The sequence below is a fragment of the Rathayibacter caricis DSM 15933 genome (genome assembly GCF_003044275.1).
Classification (GTDB): Bacteria; Actinomycetota; Actinomycetes; order Actinomycetales; family Microbacteriaceae; genus Rathayibacter; species Rathayibacter caricis.
The window spans coordinates 3,199,440-3,223,026 of sequence record NZ_PZPL01000001.1 but is presented as its reverse complement, the minus strand read 5'-3'; the positions used below and the strand labels follow the sequence as shown (position 1 = coordinate 3,223,026).

The window sequence follows — 23,587 nt, the reverse complement described above, 5'->3', positions numbered from 1 at the left end:
GCCGACCGAAGAGAAAGCTGAGCCCTGGGTGGCCGCATCAACCCCCGTCCGGAAGGCCCGGCGCTCTCTGAGCTGGCTCGGTGTCCTGATCCTCGCTCTCGTCGGTCTGAACACCGCCGCCGTCCTCTGGGGCGGCGGGTCCTGGACTCCGAAGCTCGCCCTCGACCTCGAGGGCGGCACGCAGATCGTGCTCCAGCCGCAGCTGAACGACGGTGACACGGTCTCGTCGGAGCAGCTGACCCAGGCGGTCTCGATCATCCGCCAGCGCATCGACGCGTCCGGCGTCTCCGAGGCCGAGATCACGACCCAGGGCTCGAGCAACATCGTCGTCTCCATCCCGGGAACTCCCGACGACGAGACGCTGCAGCGCATCGAGGCGTCGGCGAAGCTCGACTTCCGTCCCGTCCTCGTCGGCAGCCAGGCCACGAACACCGCGGTCGGAGGCGACTCCACGTCCTCGCCGACGCCCACGCCGGTCGATCCCGCGCTCTCGACCGAGCCCACCGCGGAGCCGACCGACGCCAGCGACCTCGCATACATCACTCCGGCGCTCGAGGCGCAGTACACCGCGTTCGACTGCGCGTTCCTCAACAGCCAGGATCCGAACCTCGCCCCCGCGGACCAGCCGCTGATCACCTGCGACGACACCGGGACGGTCAAGTACATCCTCGGCCCGGTCGAGGTGACCGGCGAGGACATCGCCGATGCCTCGAACGGCCTCGTCACGACGCAGTCGGGAGCCAGCACCGGCACCTGGGCCGTGAACCTCTCGTTCGACGACGCCGGGACCACCGCCTTCTCGGATGTCACGACCCGCCTCGTCGCCCTGCAGGGCGCTCAGAACCAGTTCGCGATCGTGCTCGACGGACGCGTCATCTCGGCGCCGTCCACCAACGCCGCGATCACCGACGGCAACGCGCAGATCACGGGCTCCTTCACCCAGGAGTCGTCGAAGACGCTCGCGGACCAGCTCAAGTACGGCGCCCTGCCGATCGGCTTCCAGGTGCAGAGCTCGGACAGCATTTCGGCCACGCTCGGCACGGCTCAGCTCGCGAGCGGTCTGCTCGCGGGCCTGATCGGCCTGATCCTCGTCGTCGTCTACTCCCTCGCCCAGTACCGGGTGCTCGGAGCGGTCACGATCGCCTCGCTGATCGTCGCCGCGGTCGTCACCTACCTCGTCGTGACGCTCCTCTCGTGGCGGGAGGGACTGCGCCTCTCGCTCGCGGGAGTCGCGGGTCTGATCGTCGCGATCGGCATCACGGCCGACTCCTTCATCGTCTACTTCGAGCGCATCCGCGACGAGCTCCGCGACGGTCGCGGCCTGGAGTCGGCGGTCGAGGCCGGCTGGCGGCGTGCGCTGCGCACCATCTTCGCCTCCGACATGGTGAACCTGCTCGCGGCGGTGGTGCTGTTCATCCTCGCCGTCGGCAGCGTCCGCGGCTTCGCCTTCACGCTCGGCATCACGACGCTGATCGACCTCGTGGTCGTGATCCTCTTCACGCACCCGATGCTGCAACTGCTCGCCACGACACGGTTCTTCTCGGACGGGCACAAGCTCTCCGGGCTCGATCCCCGGGCGCTGGGCGCCGTCTACCGGGGCCGTGCGGCGTTCCGTCCGCAGGACGCCGTCGTCGCCGGCAAGGGCTCCTCCGCCGCCCGCGAGGCCGCGAAGCGCCAGACCATCGCCGAGCGCAAGGCCGCCGAGGCGGCGCGCACTCCCGGCTCCTCCGACTCGACCAAGGACGCGTGATGGCCAGCTTCTCGCAGTTCGGCAACGACCTCTACACCGGCAAGCGCTCGATCGACTTCGTCGGACGGCGCCGCACCTGGTACCTGATCTCGCTCGTCCTGATCCTGATCACGGTGCTCGGCACGGTCGCCCGCGGCGGCTTCAACTTCAGCATCGAGTTCACCGGCGGCTCCGAGTTCACGGTCTCCTCGCCGTCGAGCCTCGACCAGGCGACGGCGACCGACGCGGTCACCGCGGTCTCGCCCGAGACCGTTCCGCGCGTCTCGGTCGTCGGCGACGACTCGATCCGCGTGCAGACCGATCAGCTCTCGACGGACGAGTCGACCGCGGTCCGCAACTCCCTCGCTGAGGCGTACGACGTCCCGAACGACCAGGTCACGTCCTCCTTCATCGGAGCATCGTGGGGCAACGACATCACGCAGCAGGCCCTGCGCGGTCTGATCATCTTCGTGGTGCTCGCCTCGCTGGCCATGTGGGCCTACTTCCGCACCTGGAAGATGTCGCTCGCCGCGATCGTCGCCCTCGTGCACGACCTCGTGATCGTCGCCGGCGTCTACGGCATCACCGGCACGGAGGTGTCGCCCGCCGCGGTCATCGGCCTCCTGACGATCCTCGGCTACTCGCTCTACGACACCGTGGTGGTGTTCGACAAGATCCGCGAGAACACGGCCGAGGCGCTGGGCAGCACGACGAAGACGTTCGCCGAGACGGTGAACCTCGCCGAGAACCAGACCCTGGTCCGCTCGATCAACACGTCGATCGTGGCGGCGCTGCCCGTCGGCGCGATCCTCGTGATCGGCGCGTTCGTGCTCGGAGCCGGGACGCTCCGCGACATCTCGCTCGCCCTGCTGATCGGCATCATCGTCGGCACGTACTCGACGATCTTCGTCGCGGCGCCCCTCTACGCGCAGCTGCGCGGCCGGGAGGTCGACGTCGCCCGCAATGACAAGCGCGTCGAGGCGGCGCGCCTGAAGGCGGGCACGCCCGCCGTCGAGCAGAGCGCGTAGGAGCAGCGATGGCCGAGTTCTCGCAGGTCTCCGCGGCCGACGCCGTCGGACTCGTCGCGCGCGACGAGGTGTGGCTCCTGGACGTCCGGGAGCCGCACGAGTGGGCGCTCGGCCACGCCGCCGCCGCGCACCACATCCCGATGAACCAGATCGGCGCACGCCAGGACGAGCTGCCCGCGGAGGCGCCGATCCTGGTCGTCTGCCACTCCGGGGTCCGCTCCGCGATGGTCGTGCAGGCCCTCGAGGGCGCGGGCTACGAGGCGGCCAACGTCGACGCCGGGATGACCGCGTGGGCGGCCGCCGGGGGAGACGTCGTCGACGACGAGGGCCGCCCCGGACGCATCGACTGACGGCTCCGGGGTTCGCCCCGGGCGGATCGGTCGGCGGCACGTTCCGCAGGCGCGATAATGGGGCGATGGAGATGCCCGCGTGACGGAAACCACGACCACGTCGTCGACCGCTGCCCTGCGCAGACTGGTCCCCCGGATCTTCTCGCGCGCGCAGCCCTCCGGTGCGGTCGACACCCTCGTGCGCACGGTGCGGATGCACCACCCCAAGAGCGACATCGCCCTCATCGAGCGTGCGTACTCGGTCGCCGAGCGCGCCCACTCGGGGCAGAAGCGCCGGAGCGGCGAGCCCTACATCACGCACCCGCTCGCGGTCGCGCAGATCCTGGCCGATCTCGGCATCGGCTCGAAGACCATCGCCGCGGCCCTCCTGCACGACACGGTCGAGGACACCGACTACAAGCTCGACGAGCTCCGCGCCGACTTCGGCGACGAGGTCGCCATGCTCGTCGACGGCGTCACCAAGCTCGACAAGGTCAAGTACGGCGACAGCGCCCAGGCCGAGACCGTCCGCAAGATGATCGTCGCGATGTCGAAGGACATCCGCGTCCTGATCATCAAGCTCGCCGACCGCCTGCACAACGCGCGGACCTGGGGCTTCGTGCCCGCCGAGTCCGCCGCCCGCAAGGCGACCGAGACGCTCGAGATCTACGCGCCCCTCGCGCACCGCCTCGGCATCCAGGCGATCAAGTGGGAGCTCGAGGACCTGTCGTTCGCGGTGCTCTATCCCAAGATCTACAACGAGATCGAGAGCCTCGTGAAGCGCCGGACGCCTCAGCGCGAGGAGTTCGTGCAGAGCGTCATCGACCTGATCGGCGAGGATCTGCGGGCCGGCAAGATCCGCGGCCGCGTCGTCGGGCGTCCGAAGCAGTACTACTCGATCTACCAGAAGATGGTCGTCCGAGGTCGCGAGTTCGACGAGATCTACGACCTGGTCGGCATCCGCGTCCTCGTGAACTCGGTCCGCGACTGCTACGCCGTGCTGGGGTCGATCCACGCGCGCTGGACGCCGATGCCGGGCCGGTTCAAGGACTACATCGCGACCCCGAAGTTCAACCTCTACCAGTCGCTGCACACGACGGTCGTCGGCCCCAAGGGCCGAGCCGTCGAGATCCAGATCCGCACCAACGAGATGCATCAGCACGCCGAGTTCGGCATCGCGGCGCACTGGAAGTACAAGGAGCAGATGGCGACGGGCAAGGTGCCCACGTCCGGCTCGAACGACACCGACCTCGCCTGGCTGGCGCACCTCTCGGACTGGCAGTCCGAGACGACCGACCCGAACGAGTTCCTCGACTCCCTCCGCTTCGAGATCGGCGCGAAGGAGGTCTACGTCTTCACTCCGAAGGGCCGGGTCATCGGCCTGCCCACCGGAGCGACCCCGGTCGACTTCGCCTACGCCGTGCACACCGAGGTCGGCCACCGCACGATGGGCGCCAAGGTCAACGGCCGTCTGGTGCCGCTCGAGTCCTCGCTGACCACCGGCGATGTCGTCGAGGTGTTCACCTCGAAGAACCCCGACAGCGGCCCCAGCCAGGACTGGCTGAACTTCGTGCAGAGCCCGCGGGCCCGCAACAAGATCCGCCAGTGGTTCACGAAGGAGCGCCGCGACGAGGCGATCGAGCAGGGCAAGGACTCCATCGCCCGTGCCATGCGCAAGCAGAACCTGCCGCTGCAGAAGCTGATGAGCCAGGACACCTTCACCGAGGTGGCCAGCCAGCTGCGCTACAACGACGTGGAGGCGCTCTACGCGGCCGTCGGCGAGGGGCACGTGTCGACGCAGTCGGTTCTCGAGAAGGTCGTCGCGTCGATCCAGGGCGATCCGGAGTCGGACGAGAACGAGGTCACGCTCCCGCGCTCCCCGCGACCGCGGAGCCGCAGCAGCGAGTCGGGCGTCCTGGTCAAGGGCGCGCCGGACATCCTGGTCAAGCTCGCGAAGTGCTGCACCCCGGTCCCGGGCGACCAGATCGTCGGCTTCGTCACGCGCGGAGCCGGGGTCTCGGTCCACCAGGCCAACTGCCACAACGTGCAGGAACTCCTGAAGGAGCCCGAGCGGATCGTGGACGTGGAGTGGGCGCCGTCCTCCAAGAGCATCTTCCTGGTGCAGATCCAGGTCGAGGCGCTGGACCGCTCCGGTCTGCTGAGCGACGTGACGCGCGTGCTCTCGGAGCACCACGTCAACATCCTCTCGGCGACGGTGTCGACCTCCAGCGACCGGCTCGCGATCAGCCGCTTCGTCTTCGAGATGGGCGACACCACTCACCTCGACCGCGTGCTGAACGCCGTCCGGCGCATCGACGCCGTCTACGACGTGTACCGGGTCAACGCGGGCTGAGAGGCCCTGACGGCGGCCGCGCGCCCAGCGCGGCCGTCAGTCGGCGTTCGGCGATGCGGCGTCCGGCCACGGCGCTTCCCGCCGACTCGAGTGCAGCGAGAACGTCCTCCAGAGCGGTGCCGGTCGTCAGCGCGAGCGACCGGAGCAGGGAGTCGTCGCAGGCGTCCGGGACGCGGGTCAGGTCGATCAGGGTGCGCACCGGAGTCGTGACCGGGCAGCCGCCGATCGAGACGACGTCCGCGGCGGGCAGCCGAACCTCGTGGAAGCGCACGCGGGCACGGGGCTGTGGCCGGAGGCGGTGCTCGCGGTCGATCGAGGCGCTGTGCAGCGCGGGCGGCTCGGTCGTCGCTCCGTGCACCCAGGCGGCGCTCGAGCGGTCGGCGACCGTGCCGCGGGGCAGGACCGCGAGGAGCGCGGCCCCCCGCTCCGCTGCTCCGGTCGGCAGATCGCACAGCACGAATCCCTCGTCGAGGGCACGGACCTCGCCGTCGAGGCGGGCGGCGCACAGCTCGGCGAGCGGGAGATGGCCGGGGAGCAGAACGGAGGGGAGGCGCGTCATCCCTCGAGAGTGGACGACGCGCCTCCCCTCCGGAGGCGTTCACGGCGATCTGTGGAGGGATCGGAGCGGGGGAGGGAGGACCCTCCGATCAGCCCAGGGCGTCCAGCCACACCTTGCGGGCGTCGAGCGCCTCCTGCGCCTGGGCGATGGCCGCGCGGTCGCCGCGGGCCTTCGCCTCGTCGAGCTCGTCCTGCAGCTTCTGGATCGCCGAGGTGAGCTGCGAGGCGAGACCCTCGGAGCGCGCCTTCCGCTCGGGGTTGCTGCGGTTCCAGTGCTCCTCGTCGAGCTTGCGCACGTGCGCCTCGACCTTGCGGAGCCGGTCCTCGATCGTGCGGACCTGCTCGCGGGGGACGCGGCCGACCTCGTCCCAGCGCTCCTGGATGGAGAGGAGCGCGCGCTTGGCCTTCTCGCGGTCCTGCTCCTGCAGGAGCGGCTCGGCCTCCTCGAGGAGGGCGAGCTTGCGGTCGAGGTTCTCGGTGTACTCGACGCTCTCCTGCGCGACGATCTCGGCCTTCGCGCCGTAGATCGCATCGCCGGCCGCCTTGAAGCGGGCCCAGAGCGCGTCGTCGAACCGCTTGCCGGCGCGTCCGGCGACCCGCCAGCTCTCGAGGAGGGTGCGGTACTCCGGGATCGCGTCGGCGCCGCGCGGCACGAGCGCCTCGGCCTGGTCGATCAGCGACTGCTTCGCCGCCTTCGCCTCGCGGTGCGCGGAGTCGAGGTCGGCGAAGAACGCCTTGCGGTTCTGCTCGATCGTGGTGCGGGCACCGCGGAAGCGGCGCCAGAGCTCGTTGGCCTCGTTCTTGGGCAGCCGGGGACCCTGCTGCTGGTGGCTCTGCCAGCGGGCGAACAGCTCGTCGATCGCGGCGCTCGCCTGCTTCCACTGCGTCTTGGCGGGGTCGACGGCCGCGAGGGCCTCGGCCTCGGCCACGATCGCCTCGCGGTACGCGAGCGCCTCGGCCAGCACGGCCTTCGACTCGGCGGCCTGCTGCTCGGTGAGGTCCTCGACCGATCCGCTCAGTGCGCTGACGCGGGTCTGCAGGGCCTCGAGATCACCGACGGCGTGCGCCTCGGCGATCGCCGCGGTCAGCGACTGCACGGTCCGGGCGACGTCCGCGGCGGGTGCTCCGCGCTTCGCCCGCTGCTCGAGCAGGGAGACCTGCCCGGCCAGCTCGGTGTACTTGCGCTCGTAGTAGGCGAGCGCCTCCTCGGGGGTGGCGTCGGGGTACTGGCCGACCTCGCGCTCCCCGTCTCCGACTCGGACGTAGACCGTCCCGTCGTCGTCGACTCGTCCCCACGGCTGCTGGTCACTCATCGCTCGGAGCCTCACCTTGCTGTTCGATGTCGTGCTGTTCGATGTCCGTCGCGTCGGGTGGCCGATCGGGCTCGACGGCCGGTAGGCCGGGTACCGCGCTCGGCCGCGAACGGGCAGTGACGATCAGCCTATTGCACGGGGGCGCCCCCGGCTCCTGCCCGCGTGGGCGGCGGCCGGCCTCAGCGCGTCTACTGGAGCGTGACGGAGGTGATCGCGACCGGCTCGGCGGGCGCGCCGTCGGTGGATCCGTCGGCGGTGCCCTTCGCGACGACGTCGGCCACGAGGGCGTCGAGCCCGGAGGTCACCTGTCCGATGACGGTGTAGCCGCCGGCCGCGTCGGCGGGGAGGGTCGTGTCCTCGTAGACGACGAAGAACTGGCTGCCCTGGCTGTAGCCGTTGCCCGACTGCCGCGCCATCGCGATGGTCCCCGCGGGGTAGAGCCCGTCCTCCGGGGCGTTCTCGACGGGGCCGTAGCTGTAGCCCGGTCCGCCGGTGCCGTCCCCGTCGGGGTCGCCGCACTGGAGGACGAAGAGGCCCTCGGTGGTCAGGCGGTGGCAGGAGACGCCGTCGTAGAAGCCCGACTGCGCGAGGGAGAGGAAGGAGGAGACGGCCTGCGGGGCCGCAGCGCCGGCGAGCGTGATCCCCAGTGCGTCCGTGTTGATCGTCATCTCACCGGTCCAGTCGCGGCCCTCGGCGATGTCGGCCGAGGGCACATCGCCGGTGTTCTCGCCGGTGGCGGCGGGGGTCGGGGTCGCACTCGTGCTCGCGGACGGCTCGGCGACGGGGGTGCCCGGTCCGCCGGAGAAGTAGAGGACCTGGGCGAGGACGGCGAGGGCGATCACGACGACTCCGGCCACGGCGGCGATCACATTGTCGCGTCGGCGGCGCTCCGCCCGCGTGCGGTGGAGGGCCTGGCGGGCCTGGTAGGCCCGGAGCCGGGTGCGCGCCTCGCGATCGTTCGACTTTCCCTGGGCCACGTGTTCCTCCGACGTCTCCGGTCGCGCCCCGGCGGCGCGGCGCTCCGCGCGCAGGCGCAGACCGAGAGGAGCCTACGAGAATCGGCGCGGCGACTCCACACGGCGCTCCGCCCGCGCCGGTGCCCGTGTCGGAGCCCCTGGTTACGCTGGTGCGCATGACCATGCAGCAGGCAGGACTCCGCTCGGGGGCGACTCCGCTCGCCGTGCGGATGCGCCCGCGCAGCCTCGACGAGGTCGCCGGGCAGCGCCACCTGCTGACGCGGGGCTCGCCCCTCGTCGCCCTCGCCGCCGACACCACGGGGGAGCGCGGCGCCGTGTCGGTCATCCTGTGGGGGCCGCCGGGCACCGGCAAGACGACGCTCGCGCAGGCCGTGGCGCACTCGAGCGGGCGGCGGTTCGTCGAGCTGTCGGCGGTCACGGCCGGAGTGAAGGACGTGCGGCAGGTGATGGAGGAGGCGCTCTCCACGCGCGATCTGTACGGCACCTCGACGGTCCTGTTCCTCGACGAGATCCACCGCTTCACCAAGGCGCAGCAGGACGCGCTGCTGCCGGGGGTCGAGAACGGCTGGGTCATCCTGATCGCCGCGACGACCGAGAACCCGTCGTTCTCGGTGATCGCGCCCCTGCTGTCGCGCTCGCTCCTGCTCACCCTCGAGCCGCTGAGCGACGACGACCTCGGGATCCTGGTCGATCGCGCCCTCGTCGACGAGCGCGGGCTGCGTGGCACCGTCGCCCTCGATCCCGAGGCCCGGGCGAGCATCGTCCGGCTGGCCTCGGGCGACGCGCGCCGCGCGCTGACGGCGCTCGAGGCGGCGGCGACGTCCGCGCGCTCCGATGCGAGGGAGGCGGACCGGGCCGCGCGCGCGTCCGACTCCGACGAGGAGGACGACGAGGACGACGACGTCCCCGTCGAGGACGACGCCCCGGCCCCGGAGCCCGAGCTCCCGCTCATCACGACCGAGGTCGTCGCCCGCGCGGTCGACCGGGCGCTGCTGCGCTACGACCGCAACGGCGACGAGCACTACGACGTCATCAGCGCGTTCATCAAGTCGATCCGCGGCTCCGACGTCGATGCGGCACTGCACTACCTCGCCCGGATGATCGAAGCGGGGGAGGATCCGCGGTTCATCGCCCGGCGCATCATCGTCTCGGCCTCCGAGGACATCGGCATGGCCGACCCGCAGGCCCTGGTCATCGCCGTGGCGGCCGCCGACGCCGTCCAGCTCATCGGCATGCCGGAGGGGCGGATCCCGCTCGCCCAGGCCGTCGTGCACCTCGCGACCGCTCCCAAGTCGAACGCGTCCTACACCGCGCTCGACGCGGCCATCGCCGACGTGCGCGCGGGCAAGGCGGGCCGGGTGCCGCCGCACCTGCGCGACGCGCACTACCCGGGCGCCAAGCGGCTCGGCCACGGGAAGGGCTACCGCTACCCGCACGACGCCGACCTGGGCGTCCTGCAGCAGCAGTACCTGCCGGACTCGCTCGACCGCGCCCGGTACTACGAGCCGACCGAGCACGGCAACGAGCGGGACGTCTCGGCTCGGCTGTCGAAGCTGATGAGGATCATCCGGGGCTCCTGAGCAACCGAGTGAAGGCCGATCGGCGCCGAAGCCGATCCGGGCGGAGACCGCGCAGGGCTGAGGAACGCGGCTCCTCCGTGATAGTCTTCTCCGGTTGCCCACCGCTCTGTAGCCGAGCGGAGCAGCGCATCCCTCTGAATCGCGCAGCTCGTCACCGCGGTCACCCTTCCGCACGCACCCGCGAGCGGACACGACCACGGCGCCCGCGCTCCACCCGGAGCACGTCGGCGAGAGCTGCGACCGAACCTCTCAGACCTTGGAAGGACCACAGTGTCGACCACCTCCCGTTCACGCTCGAAGACGCGCCTCTCGCGCGCCCTCGGCATCCCGCTGACCCCGAAGGCCGCCCGCTACCTCGAGAAGCGTCCCTACGCTCCCGGTGAGCACGGCCGCTCGAAGCGCAAGGCCGACTCCGACTACGCGGTCCGCCTGCGTGAGAAGCAGCGTCTGCGCGCCCAGTACGGCATCCGCGAGAAGCAGCTCCGCATCGCCTTCGGCGAGGCCCGCCGCACCCAGGGCCTGACCGGTGAGAACCTGGTCGAGCTCCTCGAGATGCGCCTCGACGCCCTCGTCCTGCGCTCCGGCTTCGCCCGCACCACGGCGCAGGCCCGCCAGTTCGTGACCCACCGTCACATCCTCGTCGACGGCAAGACCGTCGACCGTCCCTCCTTCCGCGTGAAGCCGGGCCAGGTCATCCACGTCAAGCAGCGCTCCGAGGGCACCGAGCCCTTCCAGGTCGCCGCCGCCGGTGGACACGTCGACGTGCTCCCCAAGACCCCGGGCTACCTCGAGGTCGAGATCGACAAGCTCCAGGCGACGCTGCTGCGCCGTCCGAAGCGCGCCGAGGTTCCCGTGACCTGCGAGGTCCAGCTGGTCGTCGAGTACTACGCCGCCCGCTGATCCACTCCTGACCCGGTCGCTCGACCGACGTCCCAGAAGGCCCCGGCTCACCGCCGGGGCCTTCTGCCGTCCCGGGGGCGCATCGGCCGGAGCGCACGCCCGGCCGGTGCTCCTGCCGGCCCGGCCCGCGCCTCGTCGCTAGGCTGGAGTGCCGCAATCGGGCGGCGCCGAACGGAGGTCACCGTGTCCGGTGGAGACATCGCAGGACTCATCGCCGCAGGAGTGTTCGCGATCCTGGTCGCGATCGCCGCGATCCCGCTGTGGAAGCTGGGACGCGTGTTCGACAGCACCAGCGAGGCGATCAAGCAGGCCAGCGACGGTCTCACCCCGATCCTCGACGAGTCGGCCTCCACGCTCCGCGAGGCCAACCAGCAGCTCGCCCGCGTCGACACGATCACCAAGGACGTGGCGGAGGTGACCGGCAACGTGAACGCCCTCGTCGCCCTCACCGCGGCGACCATCGGCGGGCCGCTGATCAAGCTTGCCGGCTTCACGGCGGGCGTCCGCGCGGTGCTGGTGGCCGGACGGACGGCCGACAAGGTCGGCGAGGCCGCCGGGCGGACCGCGGCGAAGCGCTCGAAGCCCACCCGCAGGTCCTCCTCCCGATAGCCGCAGGCTCGCGCCCTAGAATCGATCCGGTCGCCGCGCACCGCCGCGCCGCCCGCCACCCACCGCCGCGGAAGGAACCACCGTGAAGAACCTCGTCCTGGTCGTCGTCGGGATCGGCCTCGGCTTCGCGCTCGCGCACCAGGTCGCCCGCACGAGGGCCGGCGCCCGCCTCTTCGAGGACATCAACCGGAAGGCGAAGGAGCTCGGAGACGCCGTCTCCGAGGGCTACCACCAGCGGGAGGCCGAGCTGAAGGCCGCCATCGGCGAGGGCTGATCCCGCCCGCACTCCCGGCCGTCCGGCCACTCCCGCGTCGACACCGACCGAACACGTAACGGAACCCATGCAGACCGCCGAAATCCGCACCCGCTGGCTCGACTTCTTCGGAAGCCGCGGTCACACCGTGGTGCCGTCCGCCTCGCTCGTCAGCGAGGACCCGAGCCTCCTCTTCACCGTCGCCGGCATGGTGCCCTTCGTGCCGTACCTGACCGGAGTGGTCCCCGCGCCGTACCCGCGCGCGACCAGCGTGCAGAAGTGCATCCGCACCAACGACATCGAAGAGGTCGGCAAGACCCCGCGTCACGGCACGTTCTTCCAGATGAACGGCAACTTCTCCTTCGGCGACTACTTCAAGGAGGGGGCGATCGGCTACGCCTGGGAGCTCCTGACCGGCGCCGAGGGCGACGGCGGCCTGGGCTTCGACGAGAAGGACCTGTGGGTCACCGTCTACAAGGACGACGACGAGGCCATCGCGCTGTGGAAGACGATCGCGGGTCTGCCCGACGAGCGGATCCAGCGCCTGGACAAGGACACCAACTACTGGTCCACCGGCCAGCCCGGTCCGGCCGGCCCCTGCTCCGAGATCTTCTTCGACCGCGGACCCGCGTACGGCATCGACGGCGGCCCCGCCACCGACGACGACCGCTACGTCGAGATCTGGAACCTCGTCTTCATGCAGTACCTGCGCGGCGAGGGCACGAGCAAGGTCGACTTCGACATCCTGGGCGAGCTGCCGCGCAAGAACATCGACACCGGCATGGGGCTCGAGCGCGTCGCGTTCCTCAAGCAGGGCGTCGAGAACATGTACGAGATCGACCAGGTCCGCCCGGTCCTCGACCGCGCGGCCGAGATCTCGGGCCGCCGCTACGGCGCCGATCACGATGACGACGTGCGCATGCGCGTCATCGCCGACCACGTGCGCTCCTCGCTGATGCTGCTGTCCGACGGGGTCACTCCGTCGAACGAGGGGCGCGGCTACATCCTGCGACGCCTGATGCGCCGCACGGTGCGCGCGATGCGCCTGCTCGGCGTGGACACCGCCGTCTTCCCCGAGCTGTTCGCGGCCTCGCGCGACGCGATGGCCGCCGCCTATCCCGAGGTGCAGACGGAGTACGAGCGCCTGTCGACGAGCGCGTTCGGCGAGGAGGAGGCGTTCCTGCGCACCCTCGCCGCGGGTACCGAGATCCTGGATCTCGCGGTGCTCAAGACCAGGAAGGCCGAGGCGGAGACGCTCCCGGGCGACACGGCGTTCCTCCTGCACGACACCTTCGGCTTCCCGATCGACCTCACCCTCGAGATCGCCGAGGAGTCCGGGCTCAGCGTCGACCGCGAGGCGTTCGACTCGCTGATGTCCGCGCAGCGCGCCCGCGCCAAGGCCGATGCGAAGTCGAAGAAGTCGGCCCTCGCCGACCTCTCGGTCTACGCCGCGTTCCGCGCGCACGGCGAGACCCTCTTCACCGGCTACGACGTCCTCGACACCGAGTCCCGCATCGTCGGCCTCGTCGTGGCCGGTCAGTCCGTGGCGAAGGCGTCGGCGGGCGACATCGCCGAGGTGATCCTCGAGGCGACCTCGCTCTACGCCGAGTCCGGCGGGCAGGAGGCCGACGCCGGCCGCATCGTCGGCAACGGCTTCGACCTCGAGGTCCTCGACGTGCAGAAGCCCGTCAAGGGGCTCATCAGCCACACCGTCCAGGTCGCGAGCGGCGAGGTCGGGGTCGGCGACGCCGCCACGTCGGTGGTCGATCGCGACTGGAGGCGCGGAGCGACGCAGGCGCACTCCGGCACGCACCTGATCCACGCGGCCCTCCGCCAGGTCCTCGGCCCGCAGGCGCACCAGTCCGGCTCCTACAACAAGGCCGGCTACCTGCGCCTCGACTTCTCCTGGAACCAGGCGCTGTCGCTCGACACCCGCAGCGAGATCGAGGACATCGCGAACACCGCCATCCGCGACAACCTCCAGGTCGTCACCCGCGAGCTGCCTCTCGACGAGGCCAAGGCGCTCGGCGCGATGGCCCTCTTCGGCGAGAAGTACGGCGACGTCGTGCGCGTCGTCGACATCGGCGGCCCCTGGTCGCGCGAGCTCTGTGCAGGCACCCACGTGGGGAGCTCCTCCGAGATCGGGCTGATCAGCCTGGTCAGCGAGTCGTCCGTCGGATCCACGAACCGCCGGGTCGAGTCGCTCGTGGGCCGGGAAGCGTTCCAGGACCTGGCCGCCGAGCGCGCGCTCGTCAGCACGATCTCGTCGTCGCTGAAGACGCCGCGCGAGCAGCTGCCCGAGCGGATCGCCGACCTCGTCGCGAGCCTCAAGGCCGCCGAGAAGAGGATCGCCGCCTTCGAGGCGAAGGCCCTCGCCGACCGCGTCCCCGCGATCGTCGCGAACCAGCGCCGGGTGAACGGCGTCACCGTCGTCGCCGAGAACGTCGGCACGGCGGGCTCGAGCGACGAGCTCCGCTCGCTGGTGACCTCGGTGCGCGAGCGCCTCGGCTCCGAGCCGGCCGTCGTGGCCCTCGCGGCCGACGTCTCCGGCAAGCCCGCCGTGATCGTCGCGACCAACCAGGCCGCGCGCGACTCCGGTGCCAAGGCGGGCGTGCTCGCCAAGCTGGCCGCGGGCGTGCTCGGCGGCGGCGGCGGCGGCAAGCCGGACCTGGCCCAGGGCGGAGGCTCGGACGTCTCGGCGATCGGCGCGGCCCTCGAGGCCGTGGTCGCGGAAGCGACCCGCTGAGCATGGACCGGTTCGGCGTCCGGCTCGGCATCGACGTGGGCCGCGCCCGCATCGGTGTCGCCCGCTGCGACGCCGACGGTCTGCTCGCGGTGCCGGTCGAGACCGTCGCCCGCGAGAAGGACGCCGAGGGGGACGCGGACATCGCGCGCCTCGCGGCGATCGCCGAGGAGCACGGAGCGGTCGGCATCACCGTCGGACTGCCCCTGTCGCTCTCGGGGGCCGAGACGGCCTCCACCGACGACGCGCGCGCGTTCGCCGCGCGTCTGGCCGCGGCGGTGCCGAGCGCACCCGTCCGGCTCGTCGACGAGCGTCTGTCGACGGTGACGGCGCAGAGCGCCCTCCACCGCTCCGGACGCGACACCCGCGGCTCCCGCGCCGTGATCGACCAGGTCGCCGCCGTGGTGATCCTGCAGCACGCCATCGATTCCGAGCGCTCCAGCGGTCTCCCCGCCGGCTCCCCGCTCGAACCGAACGAAGGACGACCCACCCGTGACCGACGTCCCCCCGAGCCGCCGCGACGCCCGCGGCGCCGATCAGCCGAGTCAGCTCCCTCCGAACCGAGGACCGCTCCCCGGTTCGACTGAGACCGAGACGACGTCGTCCGGCGCGGATCAGCTCGACCGCCTCTTCTCCGGCCCCGACGTGCCCGTCGCCCGCGACCGCGGCGACGCGGTGGAGCCGGCCCATCCCGACGCGGCAGCGTCGACCCGACGTCGCCGGGAGCGCTCCGGCGGAGCGACCCGCACGCGCCGCAGCCGTCGCGGGCTGATCGGCGGACTCCTCGCGTTCGGCGTCTTCGTGGCGCTCGTCGCCGTCGCCGTGACGATGTTCGTCGAGCCGGTCCGGGCGCTCTTCGCCGAGCCCGAGGTGGCCGACTACGCGGGCACCGGCACGAGCGAGGTCGTGTTCACGATCCACCAGGGCGACGGCGGCAGCGATATCGCGAGCAACCTCGTCGCGGACGGGGTCATCAAGTCGTACGCGCCCTTCTACGAGCTCCTCGTCTCCACGAGCCCGGAGCCCGTGTTCCAGCCCGGCGCCTACTCGCTCAAGGCCGAGATGAGCGCGAAGTCGGCCCTGGCCGCCCTGCTCGACTCCGAGTCGACGCGCCTGGCGAACACTTTCGTCATCCCGGAGGGGACGGCTCTCGCGAGCGCCCTCCCGCTGATCGCGGACGGCACGGGGGTCCCACTGGAGGAGCTCCAGGCAGCCGCCGCGGACGTCGGCTCCTACGGGCTGCCCGCCGAGGCGACCAGCCTCGAGGGCTTCCTCTTCCCGGCGACGTACGACATCGATCCGAGCACCCCCGCCCACGACATCCTGCAGACGCTCGTGACGCGGATGTTCCAGGCGCTGGACGAGGCGCAGGTCGCGCCGCAGGACCGCTACCGGGTCGTCGTGTTCGCGTCGCTCGTGCAGCGCGAGGCGCGGATCGCCGAGGACTTCCCGAAGGTCGCGCGCGTCTTCCAGAACCGCCTCGACCAGGGCTGGCGGCTGCAGTCCGACGCGACCGTGGCCTACGGCACCGGAGCGACGGACCGCGTGTCGACGACCGACGCCGAGCGCGCCGACGTGAACAACGTCTACAACACCTACCAGCGTGACGGCCTGCCGCCCGCTCCGATCTCGAACCCCGGCGACGTCGCGATCGAGGCCGTCCTGCGTCCCGCCGAGGGCACCTGGATGTACTTCGTCACGGTGAACCTCGAGACGGGGGAGACGGTCTACTCGACCACCGACGCCGAGCACAACGCCGCGGTCGACCAGTGGCAGGCGTGGATGCGGGCGAACCCGGAGTACCAGTGACGGCGGGTGCGCGCCTGGCGGTCCTCGGATCGCCGATCGCGCACTCGAAGTCGCCGGCCCTGCACGCGGCCGCGTACCGCGTGCTGGGGCTCGACTGGAGCTACACGGCCCTCGAGACGACGGAGGCGACGCTCGCGGCCGTGCTCGCCGATCCGGTCGCCCGGTGGCATGGGCTCTCGCTGACGATGCCGCTGAAGCACGCGGTGCGGCCGCTGCTGGACGAGGAGGACCGGGTCGCCCGCGCGACCGGTTCGGTGAACACCGTGCTGCTCGAGCGCGGGGCCGGCGTCGTCCGGCGGAGGGGCTTCAACACCGACGTCGCCGGGATCGTCCGGGCGCTGGGCGAGGCGGGGGTCCCCGCCTCCGATCGCGTCGAGATCCTCGGCGCGGGAGCGACGGCCGCCTCGGCGATCGCCGCCGCGGTCGAGCGGGGGGCGACCCGCATCACCGTGACCGCACGGTCACCGCAGCGCGCCGAGCCTCTGCGCCGGGTGGCGGCGGCCCTGGGCGCGGAGCTCGACATCCGCTCGTTCGACGACTGGGAGTCGGGGGAGCCGCATCCGCTCGTCGTCTCGACGCTCCCCGGCGGCGCGTCCGGAGCGCTCACGGTGCCCGACGCCGTCGTCGCCGCCTCGACGCTCTTCGACGTCGCCTACTCGCCGTGGCCGAGCCCCCTCGCCGTCCGCTGGCGGGCCGGAGGCTCTCCCGTCGTCTCCGGGCTCGGGATGCTGCTGCACCAGGCTCTGGTCCAGGTCCGGATCTTCACGGCCGGGGATCCGGCCGCGTCGCTGCCCCGCGAGGACGAGGTCCTCGCGGCCATGCGCGCCACTGTGGAAGACGGGGACTGACCGGCCGAGCAGCGAGCGCGAGCCCGTGGCCCGGCGGTGCGCTCCGGCCCCGTGTGCGAGAATCGGAGGATGCTCCGTTGGCTCACGGCCGGGGAATCCCACGGTCCCGAACTCATCGCCGTCCTCGAAGGACTCCCCGCGGGGGTCCCCGTCTCACTCGAGGACATCCGCAGCGATCTCGCTCGGCGCAAGCTCGGCTACGGCCGCGGCGCGCGGATGAACTTCGAGCAGGACGAGCTCACCGTCTCCTCCGGCATCCGTCACGGCGCCACCATGGGCAGCCCGATCGCCCTGCGCATCGGCAACACGGAGTGGCCGCGCTGGGTCGACGTGATGTCGGCCGAGCCGCGCGATCCCGAGACCCTGCCCAAGGGGCGCGGAGCCGCACTGACGCGCCCGCGGCCCGGCCACGCCGACCTCGTCGGCATGCAGAAGTACGGCTTCGCCGAGTCGCGCAACGTCCTCGAGCGCGCCTCCGCCCGCGAGACCGCGGCGCGCGTGAGCCTGGGCGCGATCGCCCGCCGCTTCCTCGGCGAGCTCGGCATCGAGCTCGTCAGCCACACCCTCGCGATCGGCCCCGTGCGCGTCCCCGAGGGCTCGCCGCTGCCGTCCGCGGCCGACGTCGACGCGCTGGACGCGGATCCGCTCCGCTGCCACGACGCGGCCACGAGCGCGCTGATGGTGGCCGAGGTCGACCGGGCGCACGACGACGGCGACACGCTCGGCGGCGTCGTCGAGGTCCTCGCCTACGGCCTCCCGCCGGGCCTGGGCTCCTACGTCCACTGGGACCGCCGCCTCGACTCCCAGCTCGCCGCCGCGCTCATGGGCATCCAGGCCATCAAGGGAGTCGAGGTCGGCGACGGCTTCCTCACGACGACCCGCCGCGGCTCCGAGGCTCACGACGAGCTGTTCCAGGACGCCGCCGGCATCTCGCGCTCCAGTGACCGTGCGGGCGGCACCGAGGGCGGGATGAGCACCGGCACGGTCCTCCGCGTCCGCGCCGGCATGAAGCCCATCGCCACCGTCCCGCACGCTCTGCGCACGGTCGACGTGGCGACCGGTGAGGCCGCCGGCGCGCACCACCAGCGGTCCGACGTCTGCGCGGTGCCCGCCTCGGGCGTGGTCGCCGAGGCGATGGTCGCCCTGGTGCTCGCGAACGCCGTGCTCGAGAAGTTCGGCGGCGACAGCATCGGCGAGACGCGCCGCAACCTGCGCGGCTACCTCGACGCGATCCCCGAGGAGCTGCGCACCGCCACGGCGAGCAACCCGGCCCTCGGAGCCTCCTGATGCCCGCCTCCGCCGCCCGGCGAGAGCGCTGATGGCCGGACACGATACCGGCGCGGCCCGCGCCCGAGTGGTGTTCATCGGTCCCATGGGGGCCGGGAAGACGACCATCGGGAAGCGGGTCGCGAAGTCCCTCGCGGCGCCGTTCGTCGACTCCGACGCCGACTTCGTCGCCGCCCACGGCCCGATCGCGGCCTACTTCGACGCCCACGGCGAAGCGGCCTTCCGGCGGGAGGAGCGGCTCGTCGTCGCTCGCGCGGTGCGTCGCGACGTCGTGCTGAGCCTGGGCGGGGGAGCGGTGCTCGATCCGCTCACGCGGGCCGACCTGGCCGACGTGCCCGTGGTCCTGCTGGCCACGACCGCCGAAGCCGTCCGCGACCGCCTCGGCTCGGGCAGCAGACCGCTCGTGCGCGGCGGAGTCGCGGACTGGACGCGCCTGCACGAGCAGCGCCGTCCGATCTACGACGCGCTGGCGGACCTCACGGTCGACACCTCCCGCCGGCCGATCACCGCGATCGCCGCGGAGATCGCCGAGTGGGTGCGCGCGAGCGAGAACGACTCCCGACACGACGCGACCGCCGCCGGCGGCCGTGCAGACGACCCGGCGGCCGCCTCCGGCCGCCCGAGCGGAAGACTCCCATGAACGACGGCTCCACCGCCATCACCGTGACAGGCGCCACCGGCTACGACATCACCGTCGGCCGGGGGCTCCTCGACGGCCTCGCCGACGCCATCGGCCCGCGCGCGGCCAAGGTGCTCATCGTGCACCCGCCGACGCTCGCGGTCCTGGCCGCCGAGATCCGCGAGAGCCTGCTCGAGCGCTACGAGGTGCTCCTGGCCGAGGTCCCCGACGCGGAGGCGGCCAAGCGCGTCGAGGTCGCGGCCTTCTGCTGGCAGGTCATGGGCCAGTCGGACTTCACCCGCACCGATGTCGTCGTCGGCTTCGGCGGAGGATCGATCACCGACCTCGCCGGCTTCGTCGCGGCGACCTGGCTCCGCGGTGTCGGCGTCGTGCAGGTGCCGACCACGGTGCTGGGGATGGTCGATGCCGCCGTCGGCGGCAAGACCGGGATCAACACGGCCGAGGGCAAGAACCTCGTGGGCGCCTTCCACGCGCCGCGCGCCGTGGTCGCCGATCTCGACGTGCTCTCGAGCCTCCCGCGGAACGAGATCCTCGCGGGCTTCGGCGAGATCGTGAAGTACGGCCTCATCGCCGAGCCGCAGATCCTCGACATCATCGAGTCCGACGTCGACCTGGCGACGGATCCGACCTCCGAGGAGTTCCGACGCCTCGTCGAGCTCTCGATCGGCATCAAAGCCCGCGTCGTCGGCGAGGACTTCACCGAGCAGGGACTGCGCGAGATCCTGAACTACGGCCACACCCTCGGCCACGCGATCGAGCACGCCGAGCGCTACCAGTGGCGGCACGGCGCGGCGGTCTCGGTCGGGATGGTCTTCGCGGCCGAGCTCTCGCGGCTCACGGGGTCGCTGAGCGACGCGGCGGTCGACCGCCACCGCAACGTCCTCGAGTCGCTCACGCTGCCGACCAGCTACCCGCTGGGCCGCTGGGAGACGCTCCTCGCGGCGATGCAGCGCGACAAGAAGTCCCGGGCGGGCATCCTCCGCTTCGTGGTGCTCGACGACATCGCACGCCCGAGCATCCTGCAGGGGCCCGAGACGTCGCTGCTGTTCGCCGCCTACCAGGAGATCGGCTCCTAGGCTCGCGCGGCCGCTCCGGTCAGGTGCGGCCCTCGAGCGCCGCGCGCCTCGCCGAGGCGTGCTCCTCGTCGCTGAGAGTGCCGTCGGCGTGCAGCCGGTCGATCTCGGCGAGGCGCTCGCTGAGCGGTCGGCCGCCGCCGAAGCCGTCCTTCGCGAGCTTCGCCGCGAGATCGGTCTGGAGAGTGAGCGGATTCACTCCGAGCTTCTTCGCGCGTCGCAGGTTCACGACGATCAGCACGACCATGAGGACGACGATCGCGGCGATGACGATCGGGACCGCGGTGAACGCGGCGTCGACCGTGCCGGAGTCGAAGGGTGTCGTGACGTCCGCCATGGCGGGTCTCCTCTCGTGACGTCCTCCCACCCTCCACCCTCCGCGAGGACCCGGTGCGGATTCGCACCGGCCGTCCAGGCTCCCTCGGCCGCGCCGTGCCCATCGACTACACTCGACGGGTCAGCCGTACCGGCCGATATCGCCGCGCCCGGAGTCGGGCCCACCGGCAGCAGACTTCCACCGAAACGGATCCCCCTTCGCATGGCCTCTACCACCGACATCAAGAACGGCACCGTCCTCAACATCGACGGTCAGCTCTGGAACGTCATCGACTTCCAGCACGTCAAGCCGGGCAAGGGCGGCGCGTTCGTCCGCACCAAGATGAAGAACGTCCTCACCGGCAAGGTCGTCGACAAGACGTTCAACGCGGGCGCGAAGATCGACACGGCGAACGTCGACCGCCGCGACTTCCAGTACCTCTACCGCGACGGCCAGGACTTCGTGTTCATGGACACGTCGGACTACGACCAGATCACCGTGCCCGAGGCGGTCGTCGGCGACGCGGCAAACTTCATGCTCGAGAACCAGAACGTCACCCTGGCTCTGCACGACGGCGACCCGCTCTACATCGACCTGCCCGCCTCCGTGGTGCTCGAGATCACGTACACCGAGCCGGGCCTGCAGGGCGACCGCTCGACCGGCGGCACCAAGCCCGCCACGGTCGAGACCGGCTACCAGATCCAGGTCCCGCTGTTCCTCGAGCAGGGCACGAAGGTCAAGGTCGACACCCGCACGGGCGACTACCTCGGCCGCGTCAGCTGAGCCGGGCCGTCCGTGAGTGCACGCACGAAGGCGCGCAAGCGCGCCCTCGACATCATCTACAACGCCGACGTCCGGCAGATCTCCCTCGCCGACTCCCTGCGGGCCGAGGCGGAGCGGGCGGTCCACGAGCCCGCCCGTGAAGCCTCCTGGCTCTACGCGCGGGAGATCGTCGACGGCGTCATCGACCACGCCGCCGAGATCGACGCGCTGATCGAGCGCCTCTCGAAGGGCTGGACGCTCGCGCGCATGCCCCTCGTCGACCGCGCGATCCTCCGGATCGGCGTGTGGGAGATCCTGCACAACGACCAGGTGCCCGACGGCGTCGCGATCTCGGAGGCCGTAGAGGCCGCCACGGTGCTCTCGACCGACGACTCCGCGGGCTTCATCAACGGCCTGCTGGCGTCGGTGGCGGAGTCGCGGACCCCCGCCTGACCATCGGGTCCGAGCACTGCACCGCCGACCGGGCGGTCCGTCCCCGCAGGGGAACGGGCCGCCCGGTCGCGTCTCAGGAGACGACGATCGCGTCGAGGATCAGGTTCGAGCCGCTCGAGGCCGCGTTCCTGGTGCTGCCGCGCTTGATCGTGATCGTGTGCGTGCCGGCGGGGAGCGCGTCGCTCGTCCACACGGTCTGGTTGTACTTCGTCGACGCGCTGTAGCGGTCGACGGTCGTGACGAGCGCGCCGTCGAGGTAGACCTCGTTGGTCCCGGAGGACGACGTGCGTCGGCTGACCCAGCTGACCTTCGTCCCCGAGAACGTCAGTGCCGCCGAGGCGCCGACGCTGGTCGAGTACGAGATGCTGCCGCCGTTGTCCGCGGAGGACGACAGCGACGACCAGTTCCCCTCGGTGACGATCGCCGCGTCGCCGTTCTGGTAGGTGCCGGGTCCGGCCGCCGTCGGAGTCGGAGGGGTCGTGACGGGGGTGTTCTCGACGACGAACGCGTCGAGGATGATGTTCGATCCGCTCGAGGACGGGTTCCTCGTGCTGCCGCGCTTGATCGTGATGGTGTGCGTCCCGGCGGCGAGGGGGCCGCTGGTCCACACCGTCCGGGCGTACGCGGTGGACGAGCTGTAGCGGTCGACCGAGGCGACGAGGGCGCCGTCGATGTAGACCTCGTTGATGCCGGAGGAGCTCGTGCGACGGCTGACCCAGCTCACGGCGGTGCCGGTGAAGGTGAGCGTCGCCGAGGCTCCCGTGCTGGTGGAGTAGGCGATGCTGCCGCCGTTGTCCGCCGAGGCGGAGAGCGTCGACCAGGAGCCCTCGGTGACGATGGACTCCGACCCGTTCTGGTAGGTGCCCGCCCCGGGTGCCGTCGGCTGCGGCGGGTTCGGCGTCTCGTCGACTGGCCCCTCGGCCAGCCAGCGGTCGAACAGGTCGAGCATGTCCTTGTTGGTCGCGCTCGGCACCACGTGACCGTAGGGAGCGCCCTCGCCGGAGTGGCGGAGGACGCTCGTCTCCTTCGCGACCGGCAGCGCCTTCTCGTGCAGCGCGAGGCCGTGCTTCGCGAACGGGACGATGATGTCGTCGTCCGAGCCGCTGATCCGCAGCCGCGTCCCGGCCCAGACCGACTGCGGCAGCAGTGCCGGGTTCGTGGCCGGGACGGTGGAGAGGTCGTTGTCGTAAGCGGGCAGGACGCGCAGCGGATCGCGCTCGGCGATGTCGGCCATGTCGAAGGTGCCGCTGGCGATGTAGGCACCGCGGATGTTCGGCACGAGCCGGTTGCCGTACGCCCAGCTCAGCAGGGTGCCGCCACCGGAGTTGGAGCGGAGGAAGCTGGCTCCGACCTTCCACTGCGCGGTGACCCACTTCACGGCGTTGCCGTGAGCCGCGATCGCCTTGGGCCCGGTCCACTCGCTGCCGCCGTAGTTCGGGCAGATGCAGACGAAGCCGCGGTCGACGGCCTGGTCGGCCGCGTACTGGAAGGCGCCCGAGAGCGCCGCGTAGCTGCTCCCGTTGGCGTGGTAGTACCAGAGGAAGGTCTTCGCGGAGGTGAGGCTCGGCGCGGCGGTGTGCGGCACGAAGAGCCGGGTCCGGTCGCCGCCGATCGAGACGTCGATGACCTCGTAGGGGGTGCGGCCCACGCGCGACAGGACCGTGTCCGTGCGCGAGATCTCGCCGAGGAGCTTGGGGATCACCGAGTAGTTCGGCGCCGCGGCGGCGGGGGAGGCCAGCACGATCGTCGCGCCGATCCCCGCGATCGATCCGGCGAGGACGGTGCGGCGCGAGAGCGGGGCTGCGCCGAAGGAGGACGTGGTCATGCGGGGATCCTTACTTCCGGCGGGCACAGCGGCCGGGACGTGAGCGGGTCGCTCGGGGGAGTGCGCCGGGGGCGTTCCGCGGGAGGGGGATTGGGCGGAACCAGCGACGGGAGGAGGGGCGGCGCGCCGTCGTCACCGGTCACAGGCTACCGGGGACGGGGTGGGAACGGGCGTTCTCTTTCCCCGGATCCGCCTCCCGAAA

22 protein-coding genes are annotated in these 23,587 nt (G+C 71.6%); 17 read left to right on the top strand and 5 right to left on the bottom strand.

Annotated features, from left to right (window positions below):
* The first annotated feature begins 28 nt into the window (after nt 1-28).
* The 4 genes from secD to C1I63_RS14965 all read left to right on the top strand — a co-directional run bounded on the left by secD (nt 29) and on the right by C1I63_RS14965 (nt 5,439).
* Entirely contained in the window at nt 29-1,750 is a 1,722-nt protein-coding gene (secD, locus tag C1I63_RS14980) for a protein translocase subunit SecD (protein ID WP_107575291.1), read from the top strand.
* Nucleotides 1,750-2,757, top strand: coding sequence for a protein translocase subunit SecF (secF, locus tag C1I63_RS14975; protein WP_055791755.1), 1,008 nt, complete (start codon nt 1,750-1,752; stop codon nt 2,755-2,757). Before secD ends, secF begins: the two co-directional genes overlap by 1 nt.
* Nucleotides 2,758-2,765: 8 nt before the next feature.
* Entirely contained in the window at nt 2,766-3,107 is a 342-nt protein-coding gene (locus C1I63_RS14970; protein ID WP_055791758.1) for a rhodanese-like domain-containing protein, read from the top strand.
* 79 nt (nt 3,108-3,186) lie between these two features.
* Nucleotides 3,187-5,439, top strand: a complete 2,253-nt coding sequence (locus C1I63_RS14965) for a RelA/SpoT family protein (protein ID WP_055791761.1) — start codon at nt 3,187-3,189, stop codon at nt 5,437-5,439.
* Here C1I63_RS14965 and C1I63_RS14960 read toward each other — a convergent pair.
* From C1I63_RS14960 to C1I63_RS14950, 3 genes are all read right to left on the bottom strand, one after another.
* Nucleotides 5,426-5,998 carry a type IV toxin-antitoxin system AbiEi family antitoxin gene (locus tag C1I63_RS14960; protein WP_107575290.1) on the bottom strand — a complete coding sequence of 191 codons (573 nt, stop codon included), beginning with the start codon at nt 5,996-5,998 and terminating at the stop codon, nt 5,426-5,428. The two genes, C1I63_RS14965 and C1I63_RS14960, sit on opposite strands and share 14 nt — an antisense overlap.
* Nucleotides 5,999-6,086: 88 nt before the next feature.
* Nucleotides 6,087-7,310, bottom strand: coding sequence for a DUF349 domain-containing protein (locus C1I63_RS14955; protein WP_056867229.1), 1,224 nt, complete (start codon nt 7,308-7,310; stop codon nt 6,087-6,089).
* Between the two features lie 188 nt (nt 7,311-7,498).
* On the bottom strand, nt 7,499-8,287 hold the full coding sequence (locus C1I63_RS14950; protein WP_107575289.1) for a peptidylprolyl isomerase: 789 nt from the start codon (nt 8,285-8,287) through the stop codon (nt 7,499-7,501).
* A 155-nt stretch (nt 8,288-8,442) separates the two neighbouring features.
* Between C1I63_RS14950 and C1I63_RS14945 the strand changes: the two genes are divergently transcribed.
* The 11 genes from C1I63_RS14945 (at nt 8,443) to aroB (ending at nt 20,032) form a co-directional block, all read left to right on the top strand.
* Nucleotides 8,443-9,867, top strand: a complete 1,425-nt coding sequence (locus C1I63_RS14945) for a replication-associated recombination protein A (RefSeq protein WP_107575288.1) — start codon at nt 8,443-8,445, stop codon at nt 9,865-9,867.
* A gap of 270 nt (nt 9,868-10,137) precedes the next feature.
* Nucleotides 10,138-10,767, top strand: coding sequence for a 30S ribosomal protein S4 (gene rpsD, locus C1I63_RS14940; RefSeq protein ID WP_055791772.1), 630 nt, complete (start codon nt 10,138-10,140; stop codon nt 10,765-10,767).
* Between the two features lie 183 nt (nt 10,768-10,950).
* Complete coding sequence (locus C1I63_RS14935) at nt 10,951-11,376, top strand: DUF948 domain-containing protein (protein WP_055791774.1); 426 nt, start codon at nt 10,951-10,953, stop codon at nt 11,374-11,376.
* Nucleotides 11,377-11,458: 82 nt separating this feature from the next.
* Nucleotides 11,459-11,650, top strand: coding sequence for a hypothetical protein (locus tag C1I63_RS14930; RefSeq protein ID WP_107575287.1), 192 nt, complete (start codon nt 11,459-11,461; stop codon nt 11,648-11,650).
* 67 nt (nt 11,651-11,717) lie between these two features.
* Nucleotides 11,718-14,375 carry an alanine--tRNA ligase gene (gene alaS / locus C1I63_RS14925; protein WP_107575286.1) on the top strand — a complete coding sequence of 886 codons (2,658 nt, stop codon included), beginning with the start codon at nt 11,718-11,720 and terminating at the stop codon, nt 14,373-14,375.
* Nucleotides 14,376-14,377: 2 nt separating this feature from the next.
* Complete coding sequence (ruvX, locus tag C1I63_RS14920) at nt 14,378-14,959, top strand: Holliday junction resolvase RuvX (RefSeq protein ID WP_425326979.1); 582 nt, start codon at nt 14,378-14,380, stop codon at nt 14,957-14,959.
* On the top strand, nt 14,865-16,181 hold the full coding sequence (gene mltG / locus C1I63_RS14915; protein ID WP_244907099.1) for an endolytic transglycosylase MltG: 1,317 nt from the start codon (nt 14,865-14,867) through the stop codon (nt 16,179-16,181). Before ruvX ends, mltG begins: the two co-directional genes overlap by 95 nt.
* Nucleotides 16,178-17,029, top strand: a complete 852-nt coding sequence (locus C1I63_RS14910) for a shikimate dehydrogenase (protein WP_244907097.1) — start codon at nt 16,178-16,180, stop codon at nt 17,027-17,029. Before mltG ends, C1I63_RS14910 begins: the two co-directional genes overlap by 4 nt.
* Before the next feature lie 69 nt (nt 17,030-17,098).
* The gene (gene aroC, locus C1I63_RS14905) at nt 17,099-18,316 is read left to right on the top strand and encodes a chorismate synthase (protein ID WP_107575283.1); all 1,218 of its coding nucleotides are present in this window, start codon (nt 17,099-17,101) and stop codon (nt 18,314-18,316) included.
* 31 nt (nt 18,317-18,347) lie between these two features.
* Nucleotides 18,348-18,956, top strand: a complete 609-nt coding sequence (locus tag C1I63_RS14900; protein ID WP_107575282.1) for a shikimate kinase — start codon at nt 18,348-18,350, stop codon at nt 18,954-18,956.
* Entirely contained in the window at nt 18,953-20,032 is a 1,080-nt protein-coding gene (aroB, locus tag C1I63_RS14895; RefSeq protein WP_107575281.1) for a 3-dehydroquinate synthase, read from the top strand. The genes C1I63_RS14900 and aroB overlap by 4 nt, the downstream gene beginning before the upstream one ends.
* A gap of 19 nt (nt 20,033-20,051) precedes the next feature.
* On the opposite strand, the gene C1I63_RS14890 is transcribed toward aroB, so the two are convergent.
* Nucleotides 20,052-20,366 (bottom strand): hypothetical protein, encoded by a 315-nt coding sequence (locus tag C1I63_RS14890; protein WP_107575280.1) that lies wholly within the window; start codon nt 20,364-20,366, stop codon nt 20,052-20,054.
* Between the two features lie 201 nt (nt 20,367-20,567).
* On the opposite strand from C1I63_RS14890, the gene efp reads away from it, so the two are divergent.
* Both efp and nusB read left to right on the top strand, forming a co-directional pair.
* Nucleotides 20,568-21,128, top strand: coding sequence for an elongation factor P (gene efp, locus C1I63_RS14885; RefSeq protein ID WP_055791792.1), 561 nt, complete (start codon nt 20,568-20,570; stop codon nt 21,126-21,128).
* Nucleotides 21,129-21,140: 12 nt separating this feature from the next.
* The gene (gene nusB / locus C1I63_RS14880; RefSeq protein WP_055791796.1) at nt 21,141-21,560 is read left to right on the top strand and encodes a transcription antitermination factor NusB; all 420 of its coding nucleotides are present in this window, start codon (nt 21,141-21,143) and stop codon (nt 21,558-21,560) included.
* Nucleotides 21,561-21,633: 73 nt separating this feature from the next.
* Here nusB and C1I63_RS14875 read toward each other — a convergent pair whose 3' ends face one another.
* A complete protein-coding gene (locus C1I63_RS14875) occupies nt 21,634-23,385 on the bottom strand; it encodes a hypothetical protein (protein ID WP_107575279.1) in 1,752 nt (583 codons plus the stop codon).
* Nucleotides 23,386-23,587: the final 202 nt, after the last annotated feature.